The organism is Cupriavidus sp. TMH.W2 (assembly GCF_050847365.1).
GTDB lineage: Bacteria > Pseudomonadota > Gammaproteobacteria > Burkholderiales > Burkholderiaceae > Cupriavidus.
In genome coordinates this window covers 1,321,495-1,336,984 of sequence record NZ_CP193793.1, presented here as the reverse complement: position 1 = coordinate 1,336,984, position 15,490 = coordinate 1,321,495, and the positions used below count along the sequence as shown (strand labels likewise).

At 67.5% G+C, this 15,490-nt stretch carries 13 protein-coding genes; 5 read left to right on the top strand and 8 right to left on the bottom strand.

All coding sequences use genetic code 11. From position 1 onward, the window contains the following. The first annotated feature begins 203 nt into the window (after positions 1-203). Positions 204-1,046 carry a FadR/GntR family transcriptional regulator gene (locus ACREYQ_RS23670; protein ID WP_432262585.1) on the top strand — a complete coding sequence of 281 codons (843 nt, stop codon included), beginning with the start codon at positions 204-206 and terminating at the stop codon, positions 1,044-1,046. 164 nt (positions 1,047-1,210) lie between these two features. Here ACREYQ_RS23670 and ACREYQ_RS23665 read toward each other — a convergent pair whose 3' ends face one another. From ACREYQ_RS23665 to ACREYQ_RS23640, 6 genes are all read right to left on the bottom strand, one after another. Then, a complete protein-coding gene (locus ACREYQ_RS23665; protein ID WP_432262584.1) occupies positions 1,211-2,302 on the bottom strand; it encodes an MBL fold metallo-hydrolase in 1,092 nt (363 codons plus the stop codon). Positions 2,303-2,458: 156 nt separating this feature from the next. After that, on the bottom strand, positions 2,459-3,904 hold the full coding sequence (locus ACREYQ_RS23660) for an FAD-binding oxidoreductase (protein WP_432262583.1): 1,446 nt from the start codon (positions 3,902-3,904) through the stop codon (positions 2,459-2,461). 25 nt (positions 3,905-3,929) lie between these two features. After that, positions 3,930-4,736, bottom strand: coding sequence for a 4-hydroxy-2-oxoheptanedioate aldolase (gene hpaI, locus ACREYQ_RS23655; RefSeq protein ID WP_432262582.1), 807 nt, complete (start codon positions 4,734-4,736; stop codon positions 3,930-3,932). A 37-nt stretch (positions 4,737-4,773) separates the two neighbouring features. Continuing rightward, the gene (locus ACREYQ_RS23650; protein WP_432262581.1) at positions 4,774-6,249 is read right to left on the bottom strand and encodes an NAD-dependent succinate-semialdehyde dehydrogenase; all 1,476 of its coding nucleotides are present in this window, start codon (positions 6,247-6,249) and stop codon (positions 4,774-4,776) included. A gap of 166 nt (positions 6,250-6,415) precedes the next feature. Further along, positions 6,416-7,939, bottom strand: a complete 1,524-nt coding sequence (locus tag ACREYQ_RS23645) for a UxaA family hydrolase (RefSeq protein WP_432262580.1) — start codon at positions 7,937-7,939, stop codon at positions 6,416-6,418. A 23-nt stretch (positions 7,940-7,962) separates the two neighbouring features. Beyond that, entirely contained in the window at positions 7,963-8,979 is a 1,017-nt protein-coding gene (locus tag ACREYQ_RS23640; RefSeq protein WP_432262579.1) for a tripartite tricarboxylate transporter substrate binding protein, read from the bottom strand. Positions 8,980-9,123: 144 nt separating this feature from the next. On the opposite strand from ACREYQ_RS23640, the gene ACREYQ_RS23635 reads away from it, so the two are divergent. The 4 genes from ACREYQ_RS23635 to ACREYQ_RS23620 all read left to right on the top strand — a co-directional run bounded on the left by ACREYQ_RS23635 (position 9,124) and on the right by ACREYQ_RS23620 (position 13,058). Then, entirely contained in the window at positions 9,124-10,065 is a 942-nt protein-coding gene (locus ACREYQ_RS23635; protein WP_432262578.1) for a LysR substrate-binding domain-containing protein, read from the top strand. A 392-nt stretch (positions 10,066-10,457) separates the two neighbouring features. Further along, a complete protein-coding gene (locus ACREYQ_RS23630; RefSeq protein WP_432262577.1) occupies positions 10,458-11,891 on the top strand; it encodes a cytochrome ubiquinol oxidase subunit I in 1,434 nt (477 codons plus the stop codon). Between the two features lie 4 nt (positions 11,892-11,895). Continuing rightward, complete coding sequence (gene cydB / locus ACREYQ_RS23625) at positions 11,896-12,903, top strand: cytochrome d ubiquinol oxidase subunit II (protein ID WP_432262576.1); 1,008 nt, start codon at positions 11,896-11,898, stop codon at positions 12,901-12,903. Beyond that, positions 12,903-13,058: a DUF2474 domain-containing protein gene (locus ACREYQ_RS23620; RefSeq protein WP_432262575.1), complete on the top strand. Its 156-nt coding sequence runs from the start codon at positions 12,903-12,905 to the stop codon at positions 13,056-13,058. Before cydB ends, ACREYQ_RS23620 begins: the two co-directional genes overlap by 1 nt. Before the next feature lie 25 nt (positions 13,059-13,083). Here ACREYQ_RS23620 and ACREYQ_RS23615 read toward each other — a convergent pair whose 3' ends face one another. Further along, entirely contained in the window at positions 13,084-13,848 is a 765-nt protein-coding gene (locus tag ACREYQ_RS23615) for a fumarylacetoacetate hydrolase family protein (RefSeq protein ID WP_432262574.1), read from the bottom strand. Positions 13,849-13,940: 92 nt separating this feature from the next. Next, entirely contained in the window at positions 13,941-15,389 is a 1,449-nt protein-coding gene (locus ACREYQ_RS23610; protein ID WP_432262573.1) for an MFS transporter, read from the bottom strand. Positions 15,390-15,490: the final 101 nt, after the last annotated feature.

The window sequence follows — 15,490 nt, the reverse complement described above, 5'->3', positions numbered from 1 at the left end:
CGCGGCCGCCGGGCCGCAAAACAGTGCAGGCGCGCCTGGAAACCGGACAGCACGCACCGGGACGGGGCAAGCCGGCCCGCGCAACCCGGCGCGCGGAATGCCGGCCGGACCAGCGCGCCATGCGGGCTGTCCCGATTGCGCTTGGTTAGAATGGCAGCGCCGCCAGTCGGCGCAGTGTGCGGCCTATGACAAGGAAAGAGGTAATGGGGATGTTTGGTGAGGGCAAGACCGGAGCCATCGCGATCCGCAAGCAAAAACGCGCAGACCTGGTGGCAGAAGAGCTCAAGCGGCTGATTACCCAGCGCAATCTGCGCCCGGGCGACAAGCTGCCGCAGGAGGTCAAGCTGCAGCAAATGTTCTCGGTCAGCAAGAGCACGATCCGCGAGGCACTCAAATCGCTGGAGGTGCAGGGCCTGATCAGCGTCAGCACCGGGCCGGCGGGCGGGGGCACGATCGTGGAAGTCCCGCTGGACCGCACCTTCCAGCTGATGCAGAACTACCTGTTCTTCAAGGACGTCGGCATTGCCGACATCTATACCGTGCGGCGCCTGCTGGAACCTGAGCTGGCTGCCGGTGCGGTGCCGCACCTCACCGAGGACGATTTCCGGGCGCTGGAACGTACCATCGACCTGTGCGACCCGGCATCCGCGGCGGCAGCCAGGCCGCTGCTCGACCAGCGCCAGGAAGACCTGACCTTCCACGACATTCTGGCCGCGGCCAATCCGAACCCCATGCTCCGGTTCTGCTGTGAGCTGATCAACGAAATGATCCGGCAGCTGGTGGTGTTCGGCAACGACACGCCCGCCTGCGAGCACGAGCAATTCGGCGCGGCCAACGTGATATTCCACAAGCGCATTGTCGAGGCCGCCCGCCAGCGCGACGCCGAGGCGGTACGTTCGCTGATGTCAGCCCATATGGAAGAGTGCACGCATTACGTCACGCGCATGAACGGCCGCGTGCACGGCCGCCTGGTGCTCGACTCCGAAATGCCCCGGCGTCACCGGATCGTGGCGACGGACAATGACGCCCCCGAATCAGGACGTTAGCCATCCGCGCATGGCTCATCATGGTGGGACCCGCCTCCGGGGATCCTCATCAGATTTTCACTTATTGATGTTTCCGAAATTCACGACAACGCATCTTGCTTGTTGTTCCCGCGCAGGCGGGAATGACTGTGGTTGTTTTTGCACTGTCGCGAATTAGGGAAAGCTCAAAAGTTCAGCCGATACCAATAACACCCGTCAGGGCCGCGCTCGCGCACCGCCTCGCCCCGCTCCAGCAGGTAGTTCAGGTGCGCGATGCTCTCGCCGGTAGCCATCCCCAGCAGCCCGCCACTCCCGGTGATCGGCCGCGAGAACAACTCCCCAAACACATCCACCGCCCGCTTCGGCGTCACCAGCGCCCCACGCAGCCGGTCCAGCGCCTGCATCTGGCTAGCTCGCAGATAGTCAATACGCGCATGCAGCCCGCGGAACGGTTCGTTATGCGCCGGCAGCACCAGCACATCGTCCGGCACGGCGGTACGCACCTTGTCGAGCGAGGCCAGCCAGTCCTGCATCGGATCGGCATCCGGCTCGGTCGGGAACACCGATACGTTGGAGGAAATGCGCGGCAGCACCTGGTCGCCGGACACCAGCAGCTTCAGCGCGGGGCAGTACAGGCAGGCATGTTCGGGCGAGTGGCCGGTGCCGACGATGACTTGCCAGTCGTGCGCGCCGATGCGCACGGTGTCGCCATCGGACAGCCGGCGGAAGCTCTCGGGCAAGGCGTGCACATATTTGCCGAAGCCGCCGAAGCGGGTCCGGTATACCTCTATCGCTTCGTCGTCCCAGCCTGCCTTGCGATAGAACTCGATCGCGTCATCCGGTGCCGCGCGCCCCGTATCCGCAGCCAGCACGCGGCACATCAGGTATTCCAGCCGCGACATCCACAGCTGGCAGTTGAACTTGCCGGTCAGCCACCCGGCCATGCCGATGTGGTCGGGGTGCATATGGGTCACGAACAGGCGTGTCAGCCCGCCGGCCAGCGCCCCGCTTTCGCCGAACAGCGCGCGCCACGCCTGTGCGGTTTCCGGGGTCTGCAGGCCGGCGTCGACCGCGGCCCAGCCACCGCCGTCGCGGATGGCCCACAGGTTGATGTGGTTCAGGCCCAGCGGCATTGGCATGCGCAGCCACAGCACGCCGGGCGCGATCTCTCGGGCGCGGCCGGGTTCGGGCGCGTCGCCACAGGGGTAGTCGAGCTCGGGCTTTTCGAGGGAGATAGGGGCAGCTGCGAGGGCGATGTCGGGGGATTGGGCGCTCATCGGTGTCTGGGCCGGTGGGCCGGCCGTGCTGTGCGCGGTGGCCTGGGCGGCAATGCCCAGGCTCCGCGCGTTCTGGATAGCTGACACCTTAGCCCAGATGGGCGATTCCTGCCACGCGCGCCCTGCCCCCGTTCCGTGGCGTGGAATCCCGGTGCGCTATCGGGCCGGCGCCGGCAGCACCTTGCCCGGATTGAGCAGGTTCAACGGATCCAGCGCCTGCTTCACCTGCCACATCAGCTCCAGTTCCACCTGGGACTTGTAGCGCGTCAGGTCGTCGCGCTTGGCCACGCCGATGCCGTGCTCGGCCGAGATCGAGCCGTTTTCCGCATGGGCCATGCCGTCGACCAGCACCGAGACCCGTTCATACCATTGCGCCAGGAATGCCTTGGCGGGCTCGTCCCTGGGCCGCAGTGGGTTGAAGTGCACATTGCCGTCGCCCATATGGCCGTAGATCACCATGCGCGCGTCGGGCACCAGTTCCAGCACTTTGGCCGAGGCCTCTTCGACAAACGCGGCAATGCGCGACAGCGGCACCGAGACATCGCACTTGATGCTGCCGCCGGTGCGGGTCTGGGCGTCGGAGATCTCTTCGCGGATGCGCCAGAAGGTCTGTGCGTCGGACAAGCTCGCGGCCACGGCGGCGTCCAGCACCAGGCCCTGGCTGAAGCCGGATTCGAGGATCTCCATCAGCGTGGCGTTGAGGCTTTCGGCATCGGTGCCGGAGGTCAGCTCGATCAGCACCATCCAGTCGTGCTTGTCCTGCAGCGGCGAAGCGACGTTGCCAAGATATTCCAGCACCAGCTCCAGCGCGGGGCGCGAGATCAGCTCGAACGCGGTCACGGCCTGGCCGGACAGGCGCTTGGCTTCGCCCAGCAGCGCGACTGCGGCCGCAGGGTCCTGCACCGCGACGAAGGCCACGGCGCTGCTGCGCGGCTGCGGCATCAGCTTGAGCACGGCGCCGGTGATGATGCCCAGCGTCCCTTCCGCGCCGACGAACAGCTGCTTGAGGTCGTAGCCGGTATTGTCCTTGCGCAGGCCGCGCAACGACGAGTAGATGCGGCCATCGGGCAGCACCACTTCGATGCCTAGCACCAGGTCGCGCATGTTGCCGTAGCGCAGCACCGCTGTGCCGCCGGCATTGGTCGACAGGTTGCCGCCGATCTGGCACGAGCCTTCCGAACCGATGCGCAGCGGGAACAGGCGCTGCTCGGCCTCGGCCGCGCTGCGCGCCGCGCTCAGCGTCACGCCGGCCTGCACGGTCATGGTGTCGTTGATGGTGTCGATGCCCGGCACGCGGTTCATGCGGCTCAGGTTGACGACCACGGCGGTGCCGCTGTCGTCGGGCACGGCGCCGCCCATCAGCGAGGTATTGCCACCCTGCGGCACCACCGGTACACGCTGTGCATGGCACCACTGCAGCACCTGGCTGACCTCTTCCGTCGATGACGGCAGCACTACCACCTGGGCCTGGCCGCGGTAGATGCCGCGGTAGTCGATCACATAGGCCTGCGTGTCGGCGTCGCCGCTGCGGCAGGCATTGGCGCCAACGATGGCCTGCATCGCGCGCAAGGTGGTGTCTGGGGTCGGGAGGTCGGCTGGCATGTGTGTAAGGCGAAGGAGATACGGGTCAGTACGCGGCGGAGGGCTTGTCGGCGCAGGCGTCCGACGGCAGGTCACGGAACGATGCGGCAAGCCTGCGCGCGGCGTTAGCGTAGATCATGACGTCCACACCCGTCGCCACGAAGGTGCAGCCCAGGTCCAGGTAGCGACGTGCCAGCGCCGGGTCCGACGTCAGCGTGCCGGCGGCCTTGCCGCTGGCGACGATGGTGCGCATCGCGCCTTCGATGGCGGCCTGCACCTGCGGGTGGCCGGGGCGGCCGCGGTGGCCCATCGAGGCTGCCAGGTCGGCCGGGCCGATGAAGACGCCGTCGATGCCGTCCACCGCGCAGATGGCTTCCAGGTTCTGCAATGCGGTGACGGTTTCGGCCTGCACCAGCAGGCAGATTTCATCGTCGGCCACGTCGAGGTAGTCGGTGCGGGCGCTCCACTGCGAGGCACGCGCAATCGCGCTGCCCACGCCGCGGATGCCTTGCGGCGGATAGCGCGTGGCGCTGACCAGCGCGCGGGCCTGTTCCGCGGTATCGACCATCGGCACCAGCAGGCTGCGGGCGCCGATATCAAGCAGCTGCTTGATCAGCGGCACTTCGCCGGCCACGGCGCGCACCACGGGCTGGACCGGGTATGGGGCCACGGCCTGCAGCGCGTGCAGGGTCGAGCGCAGGTCGTTGGGGGCGTGTTCGCCGTCGATCAGCAGCCAGTCAAAGCCTGTGGTGGCCGACACTTCGGCCAGGTACGGCGTCGCCATCGACAGCCACAGGCCGATCTGCGCCTGGCGCGCGGCCAGTGCGGTCTTGAAAGGGTTGTTTGCGGGCATGGGGTATTCCGGTTCGAAGATCGATGGGCCCGGCGCTTCAGCCGAGCTGGCCCTGGCAAAGGTACTTGGTATGCATGTAGTCGTCCAGCCCGTGGCGCGAGCCCTCGCGCCCGTAGCCCGATTCCTTCACGCCGCCGAACGGCGCCGCCTCGGCCGCGATCGCGCCCTCGTTGATGCCGACCATGCCGGTTTCCAGCGCCTGCGCCACGCGCCAGATGCGGCGGATGTCGTTGGCGTAGAAATAGGCGGCCAGGCCGAACGGGGTGTCGTTGGCGTCGCGGATCACCTCGGCTTCATCGCGGAAGCGGAAGACTGGCGCGACCGGGCCGAAGGTCTCTTCGCACGACAGCTCCATCGCGGGGGTGGCGTCGACCAGCACCGTCGGCGCGTAGTAGTGCGGGCCGTCGGCGGTGCGCACGCGCTTGCCGCCGGTGACCGCGCGCGCGCCCCTGGCGACGGCGTCCTCCACATGGCGCGCGATCTTGTCGACGGCGCGGGCATTGATCATGGGGCCGATCTGCGCGGCCTCTTCCGTGGCCGGGCCGACGTGGAGCGCGCCCACGCGCTGTGCCAGGCGCTCGACAAAGGCGTCGTGCACGGCGTCATGCACGTAGACCCGGTTCGGGCAGACGCAGGTCTGTCCGCCGTTGCGGAACTTGGACGCCATCAGGCCATCGACCGCGGCATCCAGGTCGGCGTCCTCGAAGACGATAAAGGGCGCGTTGCCGCCCAGCTCCAGCGACAGCTTCTTCAGCGTGCCGGCCGATTCGCGCGCCAGGTGCTTGCCCACGGGCGTCGAACCCGTGAACGTGATCTTGCCCACGCGGCTGTCGGCCAGCCAGGCGTCGACCACGCCGGGCGTGTGCTCGCGCGAGGCGGTGACGATGTTGATGACGCCGGCGGGCATGCCAGCCTGCTGCGCCAGCCACACCAGCGCCAGCGCGGTCAGCGGCGTGTCCTCGGCGGGCTTGGCCACCACCGTGCAGCCAGCGGCCAGCGCGGGAGCGATCTTGCGGGCAATCATCGCCAGCGGGAAGTTCCACGGCGTGATCGCCGCGACTACGCCCACCGGTTCCTTCAACACCAGCAGTTTGCGGCCCGGCACGGCTTCGGCGACGATGTCGCCGCAGATGCGGGTGGCCTCTTCGGCAAACCACTCGACATATGACGCGCCGTACTGCACCTCGCCGCGCGCTTCCTTCAAGGGCTTGCCCTGCTCGGTCGAGATGATGCGCGCCAGGTCTTCCTGGTGCGTGAGGATCAGCGCATGCCAGCGCTTGAGCAACTGGGCGCGTTCGCGCGCGGGCCGGCGGCTCCAGGCCGGGAACGCGGCCGCGGCGGCATCGACGGCAAGGCGGGCATCGCCGGCATCGCTGTCCGGCACGTTGGCAAAGGTTTCGCCAGTGGCCGGATCGGCGACCGGCAGGCGGGCGCCAAGGCCGGCATCGCGCCACCGGTCGTCAATCAGGTTCTGGCTGCGCAGCAGCGCTTGCTCGGAAAGGATCAGGGGCATCGGTGTAGGCAGAAGGAGTGCAGATGCAGGGCTAAAAACGTTTCAGTCCCTACCGTCATTCCCGCGAAGGCGGGAATCCAGCGTCTTTAGAAGTCACTGGGTTCCCGCCTTCGCGGGAACGACGGTGCCGCAACTGAATGGCATTCGCAAAATTAATATGGCCTGCTCAGCTGACGATGCCGAGGTGCCACGGCACGAACTCGTTGTCGCCCAGGCCCAGCGCCTCGCTCTTGGTCGGCTCGCCGGAGGCCGCGCGCAGGATGTGTTCGAAGATCCGCTGGCCCATCTGCGGCACGGTCAGCTCGCCGTCGAGCACCAGGCCGCAGTTGATGTCCATGTCTTCTTCCAGCCGGTGGTACATCGCCGAGTTGGAGGCCAGCTTGATGGTCGGCGCGGGCTTGGAGCCGAACATCGAACCGCGTCCGGTGGTAAAGCAGATCAGGTTGGCGCCGCTGGCGATCTGGCCGGTGACGGCAACCGGGTCATAGCCGGGCGAGTCCATGAAGACAAAGCCGGCCTGGTCGATCGGCTCGGCGTACTCGTACACCGCCCGCAGCGGCGTGGTGCCGCCCTTCATGGCCGAGCCCAGCGACTTCTCGAAGATGTTGGCCAGGCCGCCCTGCTGGTTGCCGTGGCCGACCACGCCGTTGAACTGCGCGTTGTGGCCGGCGGTGTAGCGCTCCCACCAGGCCAGGCGGTCCAGCAGTTTCTGGCCGACCTCGGGCGTCACCGCGCGGCGCGTCAGCATGAACTCAACGCCGTGGATTTCCGGGGTCTCGGACAGGATGGCGGTGCCGCCATGGCGCACCAGGATATCCATCGCCGCGCCCAGCGCCGGGTTGGCGCTGATGCCGGAAAAGCCATCCGAGCCGCCGCATTCCAGCCCGATCTTGAGGTGGCTGGCGGATACCGGCTGGCGCACCGCGGCATTGGCCGCGGGCAGCATCGATTCGATCGCGCGGATGCCGGCGGCAATGGTGGCGCGCGTGCCGCCGCTGTCTTGCATCACCAGCGTATGCACCGCGGGACCGGGCTCCAGCCCCTGCGATTCCACCAGCGACGCCACCTGGTTGCGCTCGCAGCCCAGGCCGACGATCAGCACGCCGGCCAGGTTGGGATGGCGTGCATAGCCGGCCAGCGTGCGGCGCAGCACGTCGAAATGCTCGCTCGGCGACGACATGCCGCAGCCGCTGGTCTGCGCGAAGGCGACCACGCCATCGACATTCGGATAGGCCGCCAGCCACTGCGGCGTGAAATGCGCGGCAATCTGTCGGATCACCGTGGACGAGCAATTGACCGACGACAGGATGCCGATGAAGTTGCGCGTGCCGACGCGCCCGTCCGGGCGCACAAAGCCGTTGAAGCTGGCGCGCTGGGCCTCGGGCACGTAGTCCACCGGCCGCACGTCCTGGCAGAACGCCGGGTCGCGGTAGAAATCGACCAGGGTCAGGTTATGCGAATGCACGTGGTCGCCCTGGGTGATATCGCGCGCGGCCACGCCGATGACGGTGTCGAACTTGCGCACCGGCGTGCCGGCCGCGATGGCGCAGGCCGCGATCTTGTGGCCGGCCGGCACCTGCGCGCGCACGCGCACGGCGGGGTCGGCCAGCTGCTGGCCAAGGCTGAGGTCGCTGCGGGCGACCAGCACGTTGTCGTTGGCGTGCAGGCGGATGACAGGATTGGGATTCACTTGGACTTTGCTTTCGACGGCTATCAGCCTTGCTGCAGCAGTTCTTTCAGCTTGAGGCGCTGGATCAGCTGGGTTTCCTGGTCATAGACGCTGGCCACGTACTTCTTGTACTCAGGACCGTCCAGGTACATCACGGGCGCATCCAGGCGCGCCGCCACTTGCCTGAATTCGTTGCTGGCCACCGCGACACGGAAGGCGTCGCGCAGCTTCTTTTCCACGGCGGGCGGCAGGCCCTTCGGGGCGCCGATGCCGTTGGGCGCTTCCACCACCACGTTGTAGCCTAGTTCCTTGAGCGTCGGCGTGTCCTTGAAGCGCGTCGCGCGCTGTTCGCCCCAGGTGGCCAGCAGGCGCGCCTTGCCGGCTTCCACGTGCGGCGCCCATGAGCTGGAATCGGCCAGCAGGTCCACCTGCCCGGCCAGCACGTCCTGCAGCGCCTGGGCGCCGCCCTTGTAGGCGATCGCATTGAACTGCACGCCCGCGGCCAGCGCGAACTGCTCCATGCCGACGTGGGTCGCGCCGCCGATGCCGGCGTGCGCATAGGTGATCTTGCCGGGACTGGCCTTGGCGGCGGCAACCACGTCCTTCAGTGTCTTGAAACGCGAGTTGGCCGGCACGGCGATACCGAAGGTCTGGCCCGAAGTGCGCGCCAGGTAGGTCAGCTCGGTGCGCGGGTCCAGCTGCAGCATGCCGAGCTGCGAAAAACGCGTCACCGAGATGGGGATCTGGCCGATGGTGTAGCCGTCCGGATTGGCGCGCGCCAGGGCCTTGGTGCCGATCATGCCGGAGGCGCCGGCGCGGTTTTCCACCACGATCGACTGCTTGAGGATGCCGCCGGCCAGCTGGCACAGCGCGCGCATCGACTGGTCGGCGGTGCCGCCGACCGGCCAGGGGCAAATGAAGGTAATGGGACGCTCGGGATACTCGGCGGCCAGCGCCCGCGCGGCAGGCAACAGCACGCCTGCGGCGCCCGCGGCAGCACCCGCCGCGGCACCGATGAGCAGACGGCGGCGCTTGAGATCGATGGGGAAACCTTGGGTCATTTGCGGGAGTCTCCGATGTTTTGATTTCCGGCGGGACCGGCGCGGCCAGCCACGTCATGCCCGCATTCTGTCGCCCCTGAACATAACAATCCAATCGAAAATCGGCATTGCTTCATAACCTTCAGCTTAGGTAGACTGCCGGGCATGGTACAGATCGACCGCGCGCTGCGCTCCAATATCAAGCTGCGCCACCTGCAACTGCTGGTGGCGCTGGATGAATTCCGCCACCTCGGGCGCACCGCGGAATTCCTTTCGGTGAGCCAGCCGGCGGTATCCAAGGTGCTGACCGAGGTCGAAAAGATGCTGGGGCTGGCGCTGTTCACGCGTTCCACCCGCGGCACCGAGCCCACCCCCGCCGGCGAATCGCTGGTGCGCTTTGCGCGCTCCGTGCTGGCCCAGTACGAGCAGACCCGCGACGAGATCGCCGCGGTGCAGAGCGGCGCCTCCGGCCGCATCCGCGTGGGCTCGATGGGCGCGGCGCTGCCGGTCTTGCTGGCACAGGCCGTTGGCGCGCTCAAGCAGCGCCACGCGCGCGCCACCGTGCTGGTGGAGGAAGGCGACCTGACCCACCTGCTGCCCAAGCTGCGCCTGCGCGAGCTGGACCTGATCGTGGGCCGGCTGGAGCCGGGCTATGCCGCGCCGGACCTGCTGACCGAGGCGCTCTACGATGAACCGATGGTGGCCGTGGTCGGGCGCGGCCACAAGCTGGCGCGCAAGGCCCGCCCGAACTGGGCCGACCTGGCCGCGATGCCGTGCGTGCTGCCGCCGCCGTGGGCATCGCTGCGCGTGAAGATCGAGCAGGCGTTCTATCGCCACGGCCTGCATCCGCCGCAGGATGTGATCGAGACCTCGTCCTACCTTGGCCAGCTCACTTTTGTCGGCCAGCGCGGGGCGGCCGGCTTCATGGCGGAGTCGGTGGCCCGGTCGCTGCAGGAGGAAGGCCAGTTGCACGTGCTGAAGATGGCCGTGCCGGTCGACCTGCCCCCTGTCGGCATCATCACGTTGCGTGAGCGGGCGCCATCGCTCGGCACCGACCAGCTGGTGGAATGCCTGCGCGAGGCTGCGGCGCAGATCCGGACCGTCTGATCAGGGCCGTCCAAGGGGCACGCGCCAGCAGCGCCACGCCAGAGACGGTCAGAAGTGTCAGCACGATCTTCTGCGCCGCGCAAAACTGATATGGTGTTTTTTCACCGTTGTGATGCTGTTCCGCTCCCCGTGGCTCGGCTAGCATGATTGCCATCGACAAGGGTAGCGCGCCGCGTGAAGCGGCGCCGGCGGCACCGGGTGCGGCGATATGTCGCCCGCACGCCACCGGCAGCAACGCTGCCCATTGCCGCGTGCGCGGCGTACACTACGCTTTACCGCACGCGCCTACGGCCCGCGCCCCGGCGCGCCCTGCCGACGGGCCCGGCCTGCCTCACGGCAGTGCCGCGCTCGTCCAGGGCGTGCGCCAGGCCAGCGCCACGGAGAACAACACAATGTTTGGTTTGACCGCGCTAGACCTCGCCCGCACCCAGTTTGCCTTCACGATTTCCTTCCACATCATTTTTCCGGCGATCACCATCGGCCTGGCCGCCTACCTGGCGGTGCTGGAAGGCTGCTGGCTGCGCACGCAGCGCCCGCATTACCGCGACCTTTATCACTTCTGGTCCAAGATCTTTGCCGTCAATTTCGGCATGGGGGTGGTGTCCGGGCTGGTGATGGCCTACCAGTTCGGCACCAACTGGAGCTTTTTCTCGGAGTTCGCGGGCAGCATCACCGGGCCGCTGCTGACCTACGAGGTGCTGACCGCCTTCTTCCTGGAAGCGGGCTTCCTGGGCGTGATGCTGTTCGGCTGGAACCGCGTCGGTCCGGGGCTGCATTTCTTTGCCACGGTGATGGTGGCGCTTGGCACGCTGATTTCGGCCACGTGGATCCTGGCCTCGAACAGCTGGATGCAGACGCCGGCGGGGTTCGAGATCATCAACGGCCGCGTGGTGCCGACCAACTGGTTCGAAGTCATCTTCAACCCCTCGTTCCCCTACCGCCTGGTGCATATGAGCGTGGCGGCCTTCCTGGCCACGGCGCTGTTCGTCGGCGCGTCGGCCGCCTGGCACCTGCTGCGCGGGCGCGACAACCCCGCCATCCGCAAGATGCTGTCGATGGCGATGTGGATGCTGCTGATCGTCGCGCCGATCCAGGCCGTGATCGGCGACATGCACGGCCTGAACACGCTCAAGCACCAGCCCGCCAAGATCGCCGCGCTGGAGGGCCACTGGGAAAACCAGGGCAATGAAGGCCTGCCGCTGCTGCTGTTCGGCTGGCCCGACATGAAGCGCGAAGAAACGCGCTTCGCGGTGGAAGTGCCGCGCCTGGGCAGCCTGATCCTGACCCATACCTGGGACGGGCAGATCAAGGGCCTGAAAGAGTTCGCGCCGCAGGACCGGCCCAATTCCACCATCCTGTTCTGGTCGTTCCGCGTGATGGTGGGGCTGGGGCTGCTGATGATCCTGCTGGGCGTGTGGAGCCTGCTGCTGCGCCGGGGCGAACGCCTGTACCAGTCCCGCGCCTTCCTGCGCCTGGCGCTATGGATGGGTCCCACCGGCCTGCTCGCCATCCTGGCCGGCTGGTTCACGACCGAAATCGGGCGCCAGCCGTGGGTGGTCTACGGGCTGCAGCGCACGGCCGACGCGGTGTCGCCGCATGGCGTGCCCGAGCTGGCAGTGACGCTGGCGATCTTCGTGGCGGCGTATTTCTTTGTGTTCGGCGTGGGCATTGCCTACATGATGCGGCTGGTGCGCAAGGGCCCGGCCATGGAAGGGCCCAAGCCGGAAGGCGGCCCCGGCCGCGAGCATACGCCGGCGCGGCCATTGTCAGCGGTGGATGACGACGAAGTGCTCGCCCCCGCCACCACTGCACGCACCCGGAGCTGACACCATGGGCATCGACCTTTCGCTTCTCTGGATCGTCATCATCTTCTTCGGCGTGATGATGTACGTGGTCATGGACGGTTTTGACCTGGGCATCGGCATGCTCTATCCGTTCGTGCCGGACCGGCATGACCGCGACGTGATGATGAACACGGTGGCGCCGGTCTGGGACGGCAACGAGACCTGGCTGGTGCTGGGTGGGGCCGGGCTGCTGGCGGCGTTCCCGCTGGCGTATTCGGTGGTGCTGAGCGCGCTCTACCTGCCGCTGATGCTGATGCTGCTGGGCCTGATCTTCCGCGGCGTGGCGTTCGAGTTCCGCTTCAAGGCCAACGACCGCGAGCGTCCGGTGTGGGACGCCTCCTTCATCCTGGGCTCGGCCACGGCCGCGTTCTTCCAGGGCGTGGCGCTGGGCGCCTATATCGACGGCATCAAGCTGGACGGCCACCGCTTTGCGGGCGGGCCGCTGGACTGGCTTGCGCCCTTCCCGCTGTTCTGCGGCGTCGGGCTGATGGTGGCCTACACGGTGCTGGGCAGCACCTGGCTGATCATGAAGACCGAAGGCGACCTGCAGCAGCGCATGATCCGGCTCACCGGCACGCTGGCGTGGGTGCTGCTGGCGGTGATTGCCGTGATCAGCTTGTGGACGCCGCTGACGCACCCGGAAATTGCCGAGCGCTGGTTCCGCCTGCCCAACCTGTTCTGGTTCTCGCCGGTGCCGATCCTGGTGGCGCTGTGCATGGTCATGCTGATGCGCGCGCTGCGGCGCGAGCCCAATATCTCGCCGTTCATGTATGCGCTGGGGCTGGTGTTCCTGGGCTACAGCGGGCTGGCGATCAGCGTCTGGCCCAATATCATCCCGCCGGGGATCTCGATCTGGGACGCCGCGGCGCCGCCGCAAAGCCAGGGCTTTGCGCTGGTGGGGGCGCTGTTCATCATCCCCTTCATCCTGATGTACACGGTGTGGGCCTACTACGTGTTCCGCGGCAAGGTCCGCCACGGCGAGGGCTATCACTGATGGATACAGAGCGCTCGGGTCGGAACGCCGGCAAAGACAGCTGGCTGCGCCGCGTCGGCTGGCTGGTGCTGATCTGGGCCGCCAGCGTGGCGGCACTGGGCGCGGCCGCGTGGGTGCTGCGGCTTATCATGCAGGGCGTCGGCTTCCGCAGCTGACGCCCCGCGCTCCGGTCAGTCGTCTTCAGAGCTGGACCGAGGCCTGGCCGATGCCGTCGAACTCCGCGGTCACGAGGTCGCCCGCGGATGCATCCAGGATGCCGACCCAGGTGCCCGTGGTGACGACCGTGCCGGCCTCCACGCGTCGGCCGTCGCGCGTGGCGTGGCGCAGCCAGGCCACCAGACCATAGGCCGGATCGCCCAGCGCATGGCTGCCGCGACGCTCGATCGTTGCCGCGCCGATCTGCACCCGGCAACGCTGTGTTTCCCAATCACGCGCGGCATAGTCGCGCCACGCGCCCAGCACCAGCGCGCCGTGGGCCTGCAGGTCGGCCAGCTTCAGCAGCGCGGGCGCGCCTACATATTGCTGCCAGCGCGAATCGACGACTTCAATGGACACGGCCATCGCATCGACCAGCGCAGCCGCGCCGGCGTAATCGAGGCTGGCCGCTTGCGCGGCGTCCACGCCCTGCCCCAGCCGCAGCGCGATCTCGGCCTCGATGCCGCGCCATGTGAAGGGCCAGTCGCCGGCTTGCGCGGGGCTGGTCCAGACGCCGGCCGACGGAAGCTGCGCATGGGTCAGCGTGGCCTCGCGTGACGCCCCGCCGGATTTCCAGTAGCCGGCGCCGCCCTCTTGCCAGCCCAGCGAATGCGCCACCATGGACTGGACGGCGTAGGCCTGGCCTGCGTTCTCAATTGCGGTGGCGAACGGCTCCACATCGGCGCAACGGTGCTCACGCCGCGCGCTGAGCAGGGCCTGCGCGACCCGGTCAATATTGCTTGCTGTCATGCCTTGGGTATTTCCTTGAATGAGGGATGCATATCACCCGGTGAACCGCCCCCGGCGAGCGCGCACCGCACGCCGCCGGGAGCGGACCGGTCTCAGGAGCCGCTTGCGCTGGCGGTGCTGCCGCTGACCGCCGGCACGGCTTCGTCGTCGGCAGCGGTCTCGCCCATGGCGCGCCCGAAGGTTTCCGGCGCGAACTGCACGGCCAGCGCAAACACGGCGTACATCGCCGCCAGCATGCTGAACATGCCGCCAACGCCGTAGGTTTCAAACACGCGCCCGCTGACCAGCGGCGTCAGCGCCCCCGCCAGCGTGCCGAGCGCCAGGATCAGCGAAGTGCCGAACGCACGCACGTGGGTAGGATACTGCTCCGGCGCGAAGATCCAGATCGAGGTGTTCAGCAACACCACGCAGAACGTAAAGGCCGCGCCGAACAGCAGCACCAGCGCCACGTTATACGTCAGGAAGCCGAAGCACAGCCCGGCCGTGCAGGCCAGCCCCGCGCCTACTGTCAGCACCCGCTTGCGCGGAATGTGATAGCCGCAGTACGACGCCGCCAGGGCGCCGAACAGGCTGCCGCTCTGCATCACCATGGTGAAGAGAAAGCTCTTGGAGATGGTGTAGCCCTGCGACATCAGGATGGTCGGCATCAGCGTCAGCACCGAGATCTGCGCGCCGTAGGTCATGGACACCGCAATGCCCAGCGCGACCGTGCGCCGTGCCAGGCGGCCCCTGAAGATATCGCTCAGCCGCACCTTGGCGCGCGGGGCCTCATCCTGCATCGCGGCCTTGATATAGGGCGTCGGCTCGCCATCGAGCTTGCCCAGGCGGCCCGATGCAAGCACCGACAGCACCCGGTTGGCATCTTCCACGCGCCCCTTGGACAGCAGGAAGCGCGGCGTCTCCGGAATGAAGCGCCGGTAGAACACCACGAAGAATGCCGGCAGCACCAGGCAGGCAAAGAGCCAGCGCCAGCTGTCCGGGCCCGGGAACATGGCGAAGACCGCCAGGCCGAAGGCGGGAGCCAGCATATTGCCAAAGCCGCCGCTGCCCACGCTGACCAGGCCCACCGCGGTCCCGCGGAAGCGGGTCGAGCACAGTTCGGCCAGCATGGTCACGGCAATCGAGATCTCCCCGCCCAGGCCGATGCCGACGATAAAGCGGCCCGCCGCCAGTACCCCGTAGTTCGGTGCCAGCGCGCAGATGATGGCGCCCAGCGTGAACAGCAGCAGGTTGGCGCTCAGCATCGTGCGCCTGCCGTAGCGGTCCGCGATATAGCCGGAGCCGATGCGTCCCAGCGCGGCGGCACTGAAGGTCAGCGTATTGAGAAAGCCGATCTGCGCCACCGAGATGCCCCACTGCTCGCGCAGCATGGGGCCGATCAGGCCGACGGCGTTCTGCTCGAACACATCGAACATCACGCCGAGCATGATCATGACGATGATCTTCTTGTGCGAGGCCGTCACCCCGATGCCATCCATGGCACGGTCCAACTCATGCTGCTGTGGCGAATTCGACGATTGAACTACAGTTTCTGCGCCCATCTTTGTCTCCTCCTCGGTTCGAGGTTGTCGCGGTGTGTCCGCAACCTTGTCGCCGCCGTGTCCGGCTGGCGTTTGTAGAGCAGCGATAAAACGTCGTTCAG

What these genes read in the sequence shown, in the direction of transcription:
- ACREYQ_RS23670 (WP_432262585.1), top strand. Translation starts at nt 204, where the DNA reads ATGGGGATGTTTGGTGAGGGCAAGACCGGAGCCATCGCGATCCGCAAG.
- ACREYQ_RS23665 (WP_432262584.1), bottom strand. Translation starts at nt 2,302, where the DNA reads ATGAGCGCCCAATCCCCCGACATCGCCCTCGCAGCTGCCCCTATCTCC.
- ACREYQ_RS23660 (WP_432262583.1), bottom strand. Translation starts at nt 3,904, where the DNA reads ATGCCAGCCGACCTCCCGACCCCAGACACCACCTTGCGCGCGATGCAG.
- hpaI (WP_432262582.1), bottom strand. Translation starts at nt 4,736, where the DNA reads ATGCCCGCAAACAACCCTTTCAAGACCGCACTGGCCGCGCGCCAGGCG.
- ACREYQ_RS23650 (WP_432262581.1), bottom strand. Translation starts at nt 6,249, where the DNA reads ATGCCCCTGATCCTTTCCGAGCAAGCGCTGCTGCGCAGCCAGAACCTG.
- ACREYQ_RS23640 (WP_432262579.1), bottom strand. Translation starts at nt 8,979, where the DNA reads ATGACCCAAGGTTTCCCCATCGATCTCAAGCGCCGCCGTCTGCTCATC.
- ACREYQ_RS23635 (WP_432262578.1), top strand. Translation starts at nt 9,124, where the DNA reads ATGGTACAGATCGACCGCGCGCTGCGCTCCAATATCAAGCTGCGCCAC.
- ACREYQ_RS23630 (WP_432262577.1), top strand. Translation starts at nt 10,458, where the DNA reads ATGTTTGGTTTGACCGCGCTAGACCTCGCCCGCACCCAGTTTGCCTTC.
- cydB (WP_432262576.1), top strand. Translation starts at nt 11,896, where the DNA reads ATGGGCATCGACCTTTCGCTTCTCTGGATCGTCATCATCTTCTTCGGC.
- ACREYQ_RS23620 (WP_432262575.1), top strand. Translation starts at nt 12,903, where the DNA reads ATGGATACAGAGCGCTCGGGTCGGAACGCCGGCAAAGACAGCTGGCTG.
- ACREYQ_RS23615 (WP_432262574.1), bottom strand. Translation starts at nt 13,848, where the DNA reads ATGACAGCAAGCAATATTGACCGGGTCGCGCAGGCCCTGCTCAGCGCG.
- ACREYQ_RS23610 (WP_432262573.1), bottom strand. Translation starts at nt 15,389, where the DNA reads ATGGGCGCAGAAACTGTAGTTCAATCGTCGAATTCGCCACAGCAGCAT.